Source organism: Dethiosulfovibrio russensis, from assembly GCF_021568855.1.
Taxonomy (GTDB): Bacteria; Synergistota; Synergistia; order Synergistales; family Dethiosulfovibrionaceae; genus Dethiosulfovibrio; species Dethiosulfovibrio russensis.
This window is the reverse complement of sequence record NZ_JAKGUG010000018.1, coordinates 1-14,588: the sequence shown is the minus strand read 5'-3', so window position 1 is coordinate 14,588 and position 14,588 is coordinate 1. Positions and strand designations below refer to the sequence as shown.

The 14,588-nt window shown below is 52.4% G+C and carries 16 protein-coding genes; 7 read left to right on the top strand and 9 right to left on the bottom strand.

Features of this window, described 5'->3' with window-relative positions; translation table 11 throughout:
• Positions 1–1,096, top strand: a 1,096-nt coding sequence (locus L2W48_RS12650; RefSeq protein ID WP_236100432.1) for a formate--tetrahydrofolate ligase, incomplete at its 5' end; no start/stop codon positions are given.
• 111 nt (positions 1,097–1,207) lie between these two features.
• On the opposite strand, the gene L2W48_RS12645 is transcribed toward L2W48_RS12650, so the two are convergent.
• On the bottom strand, positions 1,208–3,286 hold the full coding sequence (locus tag L2W48_RS12645; protein ID WP_236100431.1) for a methyl-accepting chemotaxis protein: 2,079 nt from the start codon (positions 3,284–3,286) through the stop codon (positions 1,208–1,210).
• 306 nt (positions 3,287–3,592) lie between these two features.
• Here L2W48_RS12645 and dctP point away from each other — a divergent pair, with 306 nt between their 5' ends.
• Positions 3,593–4,588, top strand: coding sequence for a TRAP transporter substrate-binding protein DctP (gene dctP / locus L2W48_RS12640; protein WP_236100429.1), 996 nt, complete (start codon positions 3,593–3,595; stop codon positions 4,586–4,588).
• Positions 4,589–4,629: 41 nt separating this feature from the next.
• Here the strand turns inward: dctP and L2W48_RS12635 are convergent, their stop codons facing one another.
• Positions 4,630–5,769, bottom strand: coding sequence for a YibE/F family protein (locus tag L2W48_RS12635; protein ID WP_236115024.1), 1,140 nt, complete (start codon positions 5,767–5,769; stop codon positions 4,630–4,632).
• 124 nt (positions 5,770–5,893) lie between these two features.
• Here L2W48_RS12635 and L2W48_RS12630 point away from each other — a divergent pair, with 124 nt between their 5' ends.
• The 4 genes from L2W48_RS12630 to L2W48_RS12615 all read left to right on the top strand — a co-directional run bounded on the left by L2W48_RS12630 (position 5,894) and on the right by L2W48_RS12615 (position 8,249).
• Entirely contained in the window at positions 5,894–6,202 is a 309-nt protein-coding gene (locus L2W48_RS12630; protein WP_236100426.1) for an ArsR/SmtB family transcription factor, read from the top strand.
• On the top strand, positions 6,199–7,293 hold the full coding sequence (locus tag L2W48_RS12625; RefSeq protein WP_236100424.1) for an SO_0444 family Cu/Zn efflux transporter: 1,095 nt from the start codon (positions 6,199–6,201) through the stop codon (positions 7,291–7,293). Before L2W48_RS12630 ends, L2W48_RS12625 begins: the two co-directional genes overlap by 4 nt.
• Positions 7,294–7,353: 60 nt before the next feature.
• Positions 7,354–7,680, top strand: coding sequence for a hypothetical protein (locus L2W48_RS12620; protein WP_236100423.1), 327 nt, complete (start codon positions 7,354–7,356; stop codon positions 7,678–7,680).
• A 233-nt stretch (positions 7,681–7,913) separates the two neighbouring features.
• On the top strand, positions 7,914–8,249 hold the full coding sequence (locus L2W48_RS12615; RefSeq protein WP_236100422.1) for a DUF2023 family protein: 336 nt from the start codon (positions 7,914–7,916) through the stop codon (positions 8,247–8,249).
• Positions 8,250–8,296: 47 nt separating this feature from the next.
• Here L2W48_RS12615 and L2W48_RS12610 read toward each other — a convergent pair whose 3' ends face one another.
• The 6 genes from L2W48_RS12610 to L2W48_RS12585 form a co-directional block, all read right to left on the bottom strand.
• Positions 8,297–8,995: an HD-GYP domain-containing protein gene (locus L2W48_RS12610; protein WP_236100420.1), complete on the bottom strand. Its 699-nt coding sequence runs from the start codon at positions 8,993–8,995 to the stop codon at positions 8,297–8,299.
• A gap of 213 nt (positions 8,996–9,208) precedes the next feature.
• A complete protein-coding gene (locus L2W48_RS12605) occupies positions 9,209–10,009 on the bottom strand; it encodes a DUF4198 domain-containing protein (RefSeq protein ID WP_236100417.1) in 801 nt (266 codons plus the stop codon).
• 60 nt (positions 10,010–10,069) lie between these two features.
• Complete coding sequence (locus L2W48_RS12600; RefSeq protein WP_236100416.1) at positions 10,070–10,387, bottom strand: hypothetical protein; 318 nt, start codon at positions 10,385–10,387, stop codon at positions 10,070–10,072.
• A gap of 3 nt (positions 10,388–10,390) precedes the next feature.
• A complete protein-coding gene (gene feoB / locus L2W48_RS12595; RefSeq protein WP_236100414.1) occupies positions 10,391–12,874 on the bottom strand; it encodes a ferrous iron transport protein B in 2,484 nt (827 codons plus the stop codon).
• On the bottom strand, positions 12,871–13,095 hold the full coding sequence (locus tag L2W48_RS12590; protein ID WP_236100413.1) for a FeoA family protein: 225 nt from the start codon (positions 13,093–13,095) through the stop codon (positions 12,871–12,873). Before L2W48_RS12590 ends, feoB begins: the two co-directional genes overlap by 4 nt.
• Positions 13,096–13,182: 87 nt before the next feature.
• Entirely contained in the window at positions 13,183–13,407 is a 225-nt protein-coding gene (locus L2W48_RS12585; RefSeq protein WP_005660952.1) for a FeoA family protein, read from the bottom strand.
• A 242-nt stretch (positions 13,408–13,649) separates the two neighbouring features.
• On the opposite strand from L2W48_RS12585, the gene L2W48_RS12580 reads away from it, so the two are divergent.
• Positions 13,650–14,144, top strand: a complete 495-nt coding sequence (locus tag L2W48_RS12580) for a flavodoxin (RefSeq protein WP_236100411.1) — start codon at positions 13,650–13,652, stop codon at positions 14,142–14,144.
• A gap of 190 nt (positions 14,145–14,334) precedes the next feature.
• On the opposite strand, the gene L2W48_RS12575 is transcribed toward L2W48_RS12580, so the two are convergent.
• On the bottom strand, positions 14,335–14,588 hold a 254-nt coding region (locus L2W48_RS12575; RefSeq protein ID WP_236100410.1), incomplete at its 5' end, for a hypothetical protein.

Below are 14,588 nucleotides of genomic sequence, written 5' to 3'. Positions count from 1 at the left end.
GGACGGCTTCGATATAACGGTGGCTTCGGAGGTAATGGCCATTCTCTGTCTCGCCTCGGGGATCTCGGATCTCAAGGAGAGGCTCGCCAAGATCATCGTGGCCTACGACTACGATGGCAAGGCTGTGACGGCAGGAGACCTGGCAGCCCAGGGAGCCATGGCGATGCTGCTGAAAGACGCCCTCAAACCCAATCTGGTACAGACATTGGAGCACGTTCCGGCCTTCATACACGGCGGTCCCTTCGCCAACATAGCCCACGGCTGCAACAGCGTCATGGCCACCAAGTACGGCCTGAAGCTGGCGGATTACTTCGTGACCGAGGCGGGCTTCGCCGCCGACCTGGGCGCGGAGAAATTCCTGGACATCAAATGTCGTCTGGCCGGTCTGAAGCCCAACGCGGTGGTGATAGTGGCCACGGTAAGGGCCCTCAAGATGCACGGAGGAGTTTCCAAGGACAAACTTGGCGAGGTTAACATGGACGCCCTGGCCGCCGGCATCCCCAACCTGGAGAAACACATAGAGAACATGAAGAACTTCGGGCTTCCCGTGGTGGTGGCGATCAACGCCTTCCCCACCGATACTCCCGAGGAACTCAAGCTGGTCGAGGAGAAGTGCGCCGCCCTGGGCGCCCCGGTGGCCCTGTCTGAGATATGGGCCAAGGGAGGCGAGGGAGGAATCGACCTGGCGGAGAAGGTCATAGCCGCTTGCGACGAGAAGAACGATTTTCACTTCCTCTACGACGAGAAGTTGAGCCCAAAGGAGAAGATCACCAAGATAGCCACGGAGATCTACGGAGCCGACGGAGTCAGCTTCACCGACAAGGCGGAGAAGGACCTCAAGGCTATTCACGATCTCGGTCTGGACGACCTCCTGATCTGCATGGCAAAGACTCAGTCCTCCATCTCCGACGACCCGTCTAAGAAAGGCCGACCCACCGGCTTCACCGTAACGGTCAGAGAGGTAAGGGCCTCCGCCGGAGCCGGATTCATAGTGGCCATAACCGGCTCCATAATGACCATGCCGGGGCTGCCCAAGAAACCGGCCGCTCTGGCGATAGACGTGGACGAAAACGGAAGAATCTCCGGATTGTTCTAGATTAGCTAGGAGACCGCATTAAAGAAAAGGGCTATTGGAGATTCTCCAATAGCCCTTTTTGTTATTGGCCATCATCTCGCAAAGGCCGCCTAGCGACACCTTTATGATTTGCTACCGCTGCGATTTGGGAGGAAGGCTTTTAGCTCTTAGCCCCTCGATCTCATAAGGGCCCTTTTCATCGGTCGAGAACTTATCCATCTGATCCTGGAGGGATCTAGCCATCTCCGATAACTCCTGGGCCTGGGTCGCTATGGATTCGGAGGCACCGGCAGTCTCGTCGGTGGCCTGTCTCACCCTGTCCACCATTGCCGCCAGGGCTGTGGTTCCCTTGGCCACCGATCCAACGGCGGAGGACATTTCACCACTGGAGGCAGCCTGTTCCTGAGCCACCGCAGCCAAACTCTGCATTGCGTCGCTGACTTTAGCAATTTCCATGACGCTCTGTTTCAGCCTCTCCTGTACGCTTTCCGTCCTCGCGCCAGTCCCCTTCAGGGTATCGACGGCATTTTTGGATGATCCCACAGACTTTGCCGAGTGATCCCTCAAATTGGCAATGAGATTCTCTATACGGGAAGCGGCTTTGGCGGATTCCTCCGCCAGCTTCCTAACCTCTTCGGCAACCACGGCAAAGCCTCTGCCATGCTCCCCTGCCCTGGCAGCCTCTATGGCGGCGTTCAGAGCCAGCAGGTTGGTCTGGTCGGCGATGGTGGTGATGGAGGAGACAAAACCGGTTATTTGTTTTACCGTCTCCTCTAGTTGGGCCGCCTTATCGACATTCTCGCTGGCTATATCCTCAACGTGGAGGATTTCTCTAAGGACTGACTCCATCTCCTTGGACACGGTGTTGGTCATCTCTTTGGTCTTAAAGGCTCCTTCCGCTCCGCCTGAGGCCGCCGTAGCAGCGGAGTTAGAGGCTCCTGAAATTTCCTCTATACCTGCATTAGCCTGCTGAAGGGCGGATGCGTTGCTCTCAAACTGGGTCAGCATCTCGTCCATAGAGCTTCTGATCTCCTCCATGGAGGCAACTGTTTCCTCCGACAGCGCGGCAAGAGCCTCTGCTCTGGCCATGGAGCTCTTGGCAACCCCATCGGCGGACTTGACCAGGGAAAGTAGTCCTTGGATCATGTCGTTTATGGACGAACCTATCTGATCCAGCTCATCTCTCCCCTTGCCGTCATACCTAGCAAGCAGATCGCCGCCCCCAGCCCTGGACGTAGTATCCAAAAGTTTTACGAGGGATTTTTGAATACCTCTTGAAATGGAGAAGACGATAAACAGAGAGATTATCAGCCCCATAGCCCCTATGCCAACCTGCCAGGAGGTTAGGGACGCCACAGCAGCTCGGATTTCAGACACGGGATATTCCAGAACAAGAAACAGTCCTTTTCCAGTGGGAGCGAAGAAAAGCCTCTTCATGGCTCCGTCAACAGGTGAAACGTAATCGGCCATGCCGGTCTTTCCCTCGACTATATCCTTTCCTATAGCCACCATGTCATCGGTGACGATAGAGGATTTTGTAAGCATATTCTCCTTCATAACCCAGTCTTCGTAGGGAGCCGCTATTACGTTGCCGGAACGGTCCAACAACATCCCAAAACCCTTCCCAAGGATCTTTTGGCTAACCACAAACTTCATAAGAGAAGATGTTTCCACGTCAAGACCGACGACGCCAAGCAATTTGCCCTTCTCCTTATAGGCAACAGCCAAACTTATGATCATCTTGCCCGTTATGCCGTCAAGATATGGATCTGTGACAACCACGGCTCCATCTGGATTATCGGCGGCACTTCTATACCAAGCCCTCACCTTAGGATCGTAATCAGCTGGTGGGACCCACCCGGTCCCGTCGGCAAAGGACCGATCCTCGAAGGCCATGTACACGTCCTGTATGCCCCTTTTTTTATTTATCTCGGTGTAGTGTTTCATGTAAGGTATGAGCTTCTCTGTAGTATCCCCCAGGCCAGCTTCCCTAAGATGGGCCACCGCCTCTTTGATGTTCTCGAGAACCATTTCTAACCTCTCAAAATAGAGAGCACTCCCGTGGGCCACTGTCTGGGCAGTTTCGGTCCCAACTTCGCTGAGTTGTCTCTCCATAACGTTGGAACTCCTAACAAAACCGACGGCACTGATGACGACGATCAAGACAGCTATTGCAAAAGCCATAAGCCAAAGCCTAGCTCGAATCGTCATGAACCCCACCTCCTTTAAAAAGATCGATGACACTCTAAACATTCAACTACAGAATACATTGTTTGGATATATGAATCAACACGGCTTATGGCCATTTCACATCTTAAATATAAACTAAAAATCCTGACAAATAAAAGGTAAGATGAGATCTCTAAAAAACGCCAATCTTAGGGGCGTAATTTTTTAGATTCTGCGATCTAAGGGGGACCTTGCGGACCCCGTCTCTTTTGCCTATAGTGAAGATACAGTCCGGGGAAGGGGTGAGACAACGTGAAAAGTAGAATCCTAAGTATCTGCCTAGTTTTTATGATACTTACAGCGACAGAAGCCTGGGGCAATATCTACCACTGGCGACTCGCCGAGGAGGAGGTGGAGGGTAGCGTCTGCGACCTCTACGCCAGGGAATTCGCCAAGCTTTTGAAAGAAAAATCCGGAGGAACGATAGAGCTCTCCATATTCCCGCTGGGGACTCTCGGAACCCCGCAGGAAATCTACGACCTCTGCCGTCAGGGATCGGTCGACTTCCTTCTGGACGGAGCGGGACAGGTGGGAGCGAGGGTTCCTGAAAACCAAATATTCTCCATACCTTTTTTTTTCAGCGACGACGACGACGAAAACGAGAGGATTCTCTCCCAAAGCGTGGCTTTGAACGAATATCTGACGTCGGCCTATGAAAGACAGGGGGTCACGGTTCTAGCCTACTGGAGCGAGGGAGCTATGGACTGGACCTCCAACAGGAACTTGACCTTTCCGGAAGACTTCAAAGGCCTGAAGATAAGGACTATGCCCTCGGACATAATAGGCAGATGCTACGAGACATTGGGAGCTAAACCCAGGATAGTTCCGTTCATGGAGGTCTACACCTCTCTCCATCTCGGCCACGTAGAGGCACAGGAAAACGCTCCCTACATCGTGGAGGAGATGGGTTTTATGGACTTTCAAAGCCATTACGTAAGGTCCAAGCACAAAATCTACGTTATGCAGACCATGGTCAATCTGAAAATGTGGAAAAATCTTCCACAGGACGTCAGGGACATAGTTTTGGAGTCCATAGAAGAACTGCGTCCGTTAGCACTGAAGATCCAGAGGGAACAGAACAGAAAAAAGCTGGATAAAATAGTGAGCTCCATGGAAAAGAGCCAACGTTACGTCTCTCTCTCTAAGAAACAGCGGTACCTTCTCCGCAGAGCATTCGAGAACTGCGGATCGAGACTCTACGTGGAGAACTCCAACGATAAGAAGCTGGCCCGAAAAATATACGAGACGATAAAAAAAGAGATAGAGGAGATCACTGGTCGGTAGAGACGCAACATATCATATATTCTGGCACATAGTGGACGCCTTTACCTCACACTTCTTCTTAACGAGAGCCACCAAACAGCTACGGTGGCGGTAAGAGGAACCGTCAACAGAAGTCCCATGGTTCCGGCCAAACTCTGGATCAGTTCCTGAGCGACCATAGGATCGTTAAGAAGAAAATTCAAGTCTATTTCGGACGTCACCATCAAAAGGGTCATTATCAGAGAACTTCCGAAATAGGCCAGGATCAAGGTGTTGATCATGCTTCCCAGTATCTCTCGTCCCACGCTTATTCCGGAAAGCCAAAGTCTCGGCATCGGGATGGCTGGATCGTAATCCACGAGCTCCGCCATGGAGGACGTAACAGATATGGCCACGTCCAAAACAGCCCCTATGGCCCCTATTATGACGGAGGCCAGAAAGATGCCTCTCATATCGTATCCGGGAAAGGAGCTGGCGAAAAGAGCCGCCCCCTCGCCGCCGAGACCAGTGATCTGCCAGAGCCAGTTCGCCGAGGCCCCGAGAGCCCAGGCCGCACAGGCTCCTCCTATGGCGCCTAAAAAAGCTATCGGCCTGTAGGCCGGTCTACGAACGACAAGAAATACGGTGACAACCGAAACTGACGCCACCGCAACTATGGCGGAAAAAACCGGATCGAAACCGGAAAGTACGGCAGGGACGAACCCCTTCAATAACACCGCCAGAGAAATTCCCAACCCTATCAGGGCCCTAACCCCGGCCCACCCTGCAAAAAAACATACGGACGAAACGGAGAAGACGATAAAGGATACCACCCAGGGAAGCCTAAAACTGTCGCTGACGGAATATTGGACCACCCCGTCGGGGAAACGATCTGCCATAAGGATATACTTCTTTCCGGGAACCATCTTCAGATAACTACCCTCCAGCTGTTCCACCGTGACCTTGCCGCTTCTTCCTTCCAAATCTCCTGTGAGAAATGTAGCCAAGACTTCGAAGCGAAGGCTTTTCCATCCGTCGTCCTCGCTCATTTTTTCCGACGGATCCTCCTCTACCTGCCGGAACGTCTCTATCTCCACTATCCAACAATCCTCCAGATCCCAGGAATCCACAACGATTTTCCCCGCAGCCAAGCCAAAAAACCAGGACCCTATGGCTATGCAAACGGTTATTAAAGTCATCCGAAAAGCTTTTTTTCGGGACATATTTTCCTCTCCCTTCTTTAAACCACGTGTGTTTGTATATCAGTTTCCGCCTGAAACCGCAAGGGATACTTGACTAAAGGTATATTTGAATATATACTCATATATCGAAGGGAGTGGGTCCGACTTGGGAAAGGATAGACCTTTTTTGGAGGAATTGTCAGCCATGTTCAAGGCTCTGGGAGATCCTACGAGGCTGGGGATAGCGCTCGAACTTATGGAGACGGAGAAATGCGTTTCCGAGATATCCTCTTCTTTGGGAATAAGCGATTCGTCGACGTCCCATCACCTCAGAAGCCTCAGACAGCTCAAGCTAGTCAAGAGAAGACGGGAGGGTCAGAAGTTGTTCTACTCTCTCGACGATCATCACGTATACCTGATATTGACTATAGGCCTGGAGCACCAGGAACATAGAGGAAGGGAAGAGGAAAGATGAATTTTACGGTGGAAATCGTCAAAGAAGCGGGACATATGTTTCTCGATGCGGCCCCCTACATGTTGATCGGGATCATGCTCAGCGGATTTCTGAAAGCATTCATAGATCCCGGCTGGGTCAACCGTTTTCTGGGAGGACGTGGTGTAGCCCCCGTGGTGAGAGCCTCACTGGCGGGAATCCCCCTACCCCTGTGTTCCTGCGGGGTGATCCCGGCGGCGGCGGGACTGAGAAAACAGGGAGCGTCGGCGAGTGCGACCACCGCCTTTCTGATCTCGACGCCGGAATCCGGGGTGGACTCCATAGCTATGAGCTACGCCCTTCTGGATCCCATCATGACGGTGGCCCGTCCGATAGTGGCGTTCATATCGGCTTTTACCGCAGGAATCCTATCCGTATTTTTCGGAGGGGAAGAGGAGGACAAAAACACTAAAGAGAGGCCGGACGTCACCTGTAGCTCATGTCACGGCCACCACGAACACGACCACGGACATATTCGAGACGGCGAGCACCACTCGATCCGCGATAAGATCATAGACGGGCTGAGATTCGCCGTTTTCGACATATGGGGAGACCTGGCCGGCGCCTTTTTCCTAGGGATAGCCCTATCGGGAATCATAGCCGTCGCCGTGCCTCAGACCTTCCTCGAGGGATCCCTGGGAGGCGGCATAGGATCCATGCTCATAATGCTGGTAGCGGGAATACCGATGTATATCTGCGCCACTTCCTCCACCCCTCTGGCGGCAGCCTTGATACTTAAGGGAGTATCGCCAGGAGCGGCCCTCGTCTTTCTCATGGCGGGACCGGCGACCAACGTATCGGCCATCCCGGTACTGCATAGAATTTTGGGGACGAAAAGACTCCTCATATATCTGGGATCTATAGCGGTGGTATCCGTGGCCTCCGGCCTGGCTCTCGACGGACTGTACGGGTTTTTAGGTACCTCAGCCCAGGCCACCGTAGGGCAGACCGAGGAGATCCTCTCTCCGTGGATAAGCTGGGGATCCTCCACCCTTTTGGTAGCTCTCTGGATTATGTCCAGGGGATCGAGAGGGATCCCCCGGTTTTTCCGTTTTTTCCCGAAAAGAGGCTGATGGACAAAGGGGAAAAATCCGATAACATATATATAGACGAGTTTTCGAGGAGGGAGGGCCATGCGAATAAACCAAAATCCACCCGTAAAAGTACCACAGACCGATGAAGATCTTCTCGAAGAATTAAAAAAAGCGAAAAAGAACATCCATAAGGCCAACATCGACATGGTCGACATACACCAGAAAACGGTCAAGGAGGGACAGGAAAGGCGCAAGGCCTTCTACGAGATGAAAGACCTCAAGAAGAAGTCGGACAAAGCCAAGGAGAAGAGGAAAGAACTGGCGGAAGAGGATCTGGAGATTAAACGCCAGAGACAGAAGTTCTTTACGGAGAGGCGGATGGAAAGGGAGTCCAAGTGGAAAAGAATGACCTCCACCAATCCATAGGTAAAATACCTACAAAGGGAACCCGTTTTTTTCGGGTTCCCTTTTTTAGTTCTGGAAACGAGAAAAAGTGTTTGACAAGACGAACAAACGGATGTATCCTATGGCCAGTCAGGAAGTTAGAAAGAACGAACTCCCCTTCCGTTCTTTCCTGACATGATGTCAAATTCCCCCTCTCAATGCTGGAGCCCGGTTCCCCCCGGGCTCCTCCTATTTATTCCATGGAGGCGTTTTATATGGAAATCTTCTGCCATCACGTTTACGAATACTGGAAGGGACTCAGAAACCTGATACTTCACACCGCCTCGATTTCAGAAAAAGGACAAATCGAGCATAAACTGAATCATCACGGGATACCCTACGTCATACACCCCATAGGCAACGGCCGGATAAACGTGTTTTTCGGACATCCCGACTGCATAGCTGTGGTCAGCCGTTTCGGAACGACCGATCTATCCAAGCTTACGGACGAGCAGGACTTTATCCTCGGGATAATGTTGGGGTACGACAGAATGAAACAATGTGCCAGATACCTCAAAAAGAGACCTGACAGAGAGGAACTTATAGGCTAAAGGGCAGCTCGGCACTATGACCGGGCTGCCCTTTTATTCCGTGATATTCATGTGCTATCCGGCATGGAGTCGCATATCTCGGAGAACACGGAGAAATTCGATAAAAAAAGATCCGTCAAGGACGGGTCGAAATGAGAACCCCTCTCCTCCGATATCAGATCCAGAATCCTCTGAGCCGGCCAGGCTTCTTTATAAACCCTTTTATGGGACAGAGCGTCGAAAACATCCACTATCGCCACGATCCTGGCCTCAATCGAAATCTCCTCTCCAGCAATTCCCCTTGGGTAGCCTTTTCCGTCCCATCTCTCGTGATGTTCGTGGGCTATCCGGGCGGCTATACCAAAAAGAGGACCTCCTGTTCGAGAAAGTATCTCGTAGCCCAGCACTGTATGCTCCTTCATGAGCTCGAATTCCTCTTCCGAAAGGGGACCGGGTTTCGATAAAATCCTATCGGGTATGCCTATCTTTCCTATATCGTGCATGGAGGAAGCCAAGGCGATCCTTCTGGATTCGTCCACGGTAAGACCTCTCATCAAAGCTAGGGATTCGGTCATGGCGGCTACCCTGCGAACGTGATTGGCCGTTTCCTTAGACCTGTTCTCTATCACCTCGCCCAGAGTGAAGGCGATCTCCCTCTGGGTTCTTCGGAGCTCGGAGTTGAGACGTATTACCTCCCTCTCCGCCCTTTCACTCCTGTCCAACTGGGCCGTAAGGGCCTCGGTCTGACTGGCTACCTTCCGTCTCAAGGTAAATATCCATAGAAAGACACCTCCAACCAAAGGGGATAGACAGATCGACGCTTTTCGGATTTGAGAGCCGTCCAATCCAAGAAAGGTCCTGTTCCCCTCTTTAAGCATAAGCCTGGGAGGATCTATCGCCTCGGCGGAGAAAGAAGTACAAAAATAAAAAGCCGCCCCTAAGAATAACGGGACGGCCTTTTTTGTCAGAGATCTCAGAGTCTAATTCATATCCCGGGCCTGGACCCAAATGACGGCATCCTTCCCGAGCTCGGCTCCCTTGTACTCCTCTGTTATAACTCCGAGAGCGGCGAATCCCCACCAACCGGCCTTGGGAATAGAGTAGACGAAGGTTCCGTTGGCGTCGGCAACGATGGTCTGGGTGACGAAACAGTCCTGGGGGGCCTCCACGGCTGCTTCGGCGGCGAAGGAATTACCCTCCAACATAGGAAGGTGGTTCAGATACTCCACCTCGATCTCGGCGAAGGGAACGGGCTCTCCGTTGGCCTTAACCACACCGCGGAAGACGTTGCCGGTCCAGAGACCGTAGGGCTTGTCCAGAGGAACTATCTCGGCAGGCAGGCCGATCTCCTCGTTCCAGTCGGTGGGAAGCCCCGCGACGTTGACTATCATCTTGGTGCACTGTTGCATCCAGATCCCTTCGGATGCCTCGAAGTATGGCATGGGGACCAGACCGAAGACGAAGTCTCCCATACCTCTCAGGGGAACCTCGGCCTCGTATCCCTTTCCTGAGTTGGTGAGACTGGTCCACATTATAGGCTTGACCGACTTGGTGAGATCGGTCTTCTTGCCCTTATGGAGCATCACGAAACTGTCCACACCGTCCATATCCATGGTGTGTCCTGCCTCGAAGGGATGGGTAAAAACAAGTTTGAGATTCAAGGTCTCCGGTTTGGTCAGAGCGCTTTCAGGGGTATATACCATCTGAAAATGGGCGAAAGCCGGAACGCTGAGAGAACAGATAAGGGCACAGGCGAGCCCCAAAACACCGCTACGCTTCATATAAAGTCACTCCTCTCGAGATAACCGGGGCGCCTGACGAGGCACCCCGGGGTCTATGGCTTACTGTATTTCCTCACCTTTTATCAAGACCTCGTGACCCGGTCCGGCGTTGAACTCAACCTCGTAATCCCCTTCGGGGACGTCGAAGATGAACTCGCCGAGATCGTCCATCTTTCCCTCCTGGATAACCGCGCCGTCGGAAGTACGTACCGTCATCTTGACACCGGCGGCGGAAGATCCATCGGAGAAACCACCCTCGCAGGTAACGGTACCGTCACCGTTGAGATAACAGGCGCAGATGGGAGTATGGGCGTAAGCGACCACGGTCCAGGCCAAACACAGGGCCATTCCCAAAGCGAATATAACTCTTCTCTTCATGTATTACACCTCCTTCCCTTTCTCTATGGATGCCTCTCGACTCGATGGATTGATAAGACCGAGGGCAAATGTCGTTAAAAGGGCACAGCCGTAGAAAACCCAGGTTGCGGTAAACCCGGACAGGCCCAAGTTACTGCCTACTGTAAATATCAGTGACGCGCAGAAAAGCCCTAAAACTATCGGATACCCCAAGGAAAAGAAGGCCCATTTCCAGCTCCCCGACTCCACCTTGACCATTATCAAAGTCGCCACGCAGGGGGGATAGAGGGCCATGAAGACCATCAGCGCCAAGGCATGAAGAGGTGTCATTCCTCCCTCTTTCTTTATGCCTTCCTCCAGGGAGCCCTGATCGGAGTCGACTGGACGATATATCATCCCCAAGGTAGCCACACTGCTTTCCTTGGCAGCCAGAGAACTAAGCAGAGCCACGTTCACCTTCCAGTCGAACCCGGCATAATGGGTCACTGGTTCCAGGGCTTTTCCTGCACGCCCAAGCCAACTATCGTTGGTCCTCTCGTCGGACATTTCCTTCATGAGGAAGGCCCTGTCTCTCCTGAAAAGCTTATAAGCCCTGTTGACCTTCTTCGCGTCCTTGTCCGATCTGTTAGAACGATCTATCAGGGGGAAAAATTCGGGATCCATAGCCTTGAACTTCGCGTTCAAGCTTTCAATGTCCTGTCCGGACATTCTGGCACTTTTAAACTTTTCCATATAGTCGATGAGACGGATAACTCCGCTCTCGCTATCCAGCATTTTCCCGTAGGACGTTCCCTCTACCTTAGACTGAAAGCCAGCCACGAGCTCGCTTGCCCTTTCGGTAAAAGAGGAATAACGCTCCTGGGGTAGAGAGGGATAGTTGATCAGAAAATAGACCAAAATAGCTACCGCGACGACAACCGTTCCAACTTTTTTCAGAAAGAGCCAGGTTCTCTCGATCGATCTGGTGACCACCCCTCTAACGGTAGGCCTATGGTAGGAGGGCAGCTCCATGACGAAGGGAGAGCTTTCTTTTCCCTTCAGGACCGTTAAAGACAGTATCTTCGCCACGGCCAGACCGAAAATTATGGTTATAGTGGAAATGAAGGCCATCATAGCCCCCCCACGATCGGCGAAGAAAACGCTTATTAACAGAGTGTAGAGGGGAATCTTGGCCATGCAGTTCATCAGAGGAACCACCAGTATGGTAGCCAATCGAGCCTTCTCGTCCGCTATGACCCTTGTCGCCATGACACCCGGGACGGCACACCCTCCGACGAAAACCCCTCCCAGTATCAGAGGTAGGGTAGACTGACCGTGAAGCCCGAACTTACGGAATAGACGGTCGAGAATAAAGGCCATCCTCGGCATATACCCTACGTCCTCCAGAATGGCTATCGACGCGAAGAGTATGAGGAATATAGGTACGTATATAAGAACAGAGTTGATCGCCGCCACCACGCTCAACACCAATGAGCGGATCAGAGGCTCCTCCAGCACTCCGGCAGGAGGTAACCACCCGGACACCAAAGCCTCGAAACGACTGAGCCAAGGTACCAGATACTCGGTGGCCTTATAACCCTGTACTATCGCCAGCTCGTAAAGCCCGTAGACCACGGCCAGAAGTATCAGGGGACCGCCGAACCTGTGAACCACGACAGAATCTATTCTGTCCGTCCAGGACACTTTTCCGGCAGAGCTATCCTTCACACATCGGGACTCTATCTCCTCCGCTCTCAGGTGACGACAGAGACCTATGTGAGACCTGGGATCGTCGCCGTGCTCCTCCTCGAAAGAGGCGGCCAAACGAGAGACCTTTTCCAAAAGAACTCTTCCTCTATCTCCGGAGGCTCCCACCCGTTCCATGACTGAGGAATCTCCCTCTAAAAGCTTTATGATAGACCACCTAGCTGGGAAGGATATCTCAGGGATAGAATTCATCTCATCGGAAAGGTCCGATATCAGAGGCTCCAAAGGTCCGTAATCCACTACAAAGGGAGATCTTCCTTCATCAGCGGAAAAGGAAAAAAGAACCCTCTTAAGCTCCTTGCCTCCGATTCCTCTGTTGCCGACGGTCTCGAGAACGGGAACGCCCAACTCCCTCGAGAGGACATCCACATCGACGGGAGTTCCCTTCGACCTGGCGACATCAACCATATTCAGAGCCACCACCAGAGGAGCTCCCATCTCCAGAAGCTGAAATGTAAGGTAAAGCCCTCTGCGAAGGTTGGAACCGTCCACGACTCCAACCACGACGTCGGCCTCGCCTCCCAGGATGAAGTCCCGGGCAACCATTTCCTCGGATGAATAGGACGTGAGGCTGTAGGTCCCGGGAAGGTCAACCACGTCGAATGAACGATCTTGGTATCGATACTTCCCTCTCTTTATGTCCACGGTCACCCCTGGATAGTTGGCCACGTGCTGCCGAGCCCCTGTCAACATATTGAAGATGGTCGACTTACCACAGTTGGGTTGACCGGCCAGAGCGACTACAGTGTTTGAGATCGTCATATCGGCTCGACCTCTATAGTGGCCGCCTCGGCGTGTCTTACGGTAACGTGCTGACTCCCCAGAAGGAACTCCACCGGATCTACAAGCGGTGCGTTCCGGACCACCTTGACGGTGACCCCCCTAAAAAACCCCATATCCATAAGCCTCTGGCCCACCACACCCCTGGCCCCGTTACGGACCAGACGGACGGTGCTTCCTGGCTTCACCTCGTCCAAAGTCACAGCGCTACCCCCGTTCCAACAAAGTTACTATCATCTAACCCAAAAAAACGACCGAAAAAACCGGCGAATCCGCCGGTAGTTTCGGGTTTAAGCGATCATTATCCTCTCTGCCATCTGCCTCCCTAAAGCCAATCGACCGCTGCCGACCTTGAGCAAAACCGGGCCACCCTCGTTTCTTAGCACTTCCACCAAGGCCCCTGGAAAGACTCCCATATCGGCCAACCGATTTCTCATGCAGTTACCACCGTCGATCACCAACACTAGTCCCTTCGTTCCGGAAGGGCAGATCGACATGGATCGAGAGTTCTGCATCTTACGACACCTCCCAAAGGCGACAAAAAATTGGGGGAAGGGGAAGCCAAAAGACCTCCCCTTGGAGGATGAATTTCAGGCGAAAAGGCTCTGTTAGCCTTAACTAACGAGACTTTATCACCCTATCTTATAAAGGTCAACCCCTCTTTCGCCAACAAAAGAAGTCTGACACCTTGCCTAGCCGTCTTAGGCATGATAAGATTTGTTAGCATAAACAAACTACAAAAGGAGGCGCTTTATAGATGGCAACTATAAGTGTACTGTACGGTAGCACCACCGGAGCTACAAAGGCGGTCGCGGAGAAGATAGCCAAGGATCTGGGAGCGGACCTTTTCGACGTCGCGTCCGCCGGGGACGAGGCCGTCACCGGATATGACGTTGTAATTCTAGGATCCTCCACCTGGGGGATGGGGGAGCTACAGGACGATTGGAACGACTATCTTCCCAAACTGGAACAGGCCGATCTGTCCGGCAAAAAGGTAGCTTTCTTCGGAACGGGAGATCAGGAGGGTTTCGGCGACACCTTCGTAGATGCCCTAGGGCTTCTCCATGATGCCATCGCGGACAAAGGTATCCAGGTCATAGGCAAGCGCTCTACCGATGGCTATTCGGGAGGAGAGCTGGCAATAAGAGACGGAGAGTTCCTCGGACTGGCAATAGACGAAACGAATCAACCGGAGCTTACAGAGGGAAGAATCGTTTCCTGGCTAGACCAACTTCGAACGGAAATGAGATAAGGGCACCTCTAAAAACGCTGGTCCTCGTAAAGGCCGTCTGCCATCATGTAGCACGAAACGGAACAGGCAGGTCGAAAATACGCTCGGGCGAGACAGAGCGCAGGCGGGACGACCTCAATTGAGAAGACTCGGAAGTTAGTTTTTAGAGAGACCCATAAAGCAAAAAGAGAGGGGGTCTCCCCCTCTCTTTTTATAGGCCATTAAGACTATCCTGGAGATGCAGATATATTCTTTTTTCTCCAGGAGGAAGATAGTAGGAGTTGACCGTTCCAGATAAAACCTTCTCCCAAGCCCTCCAGATTAATCTATCCTCCACAATCTCTCTGTCGTTCCTCCATGATGGGAGTATAGTGGACCCGGAAAAATGGACCACCGAGTAAGTTGCTAGGTTAAGGTGAAGAACAGGCTGCTGTATCATAGGTCTCAGAAAGAGAGGGGACATAA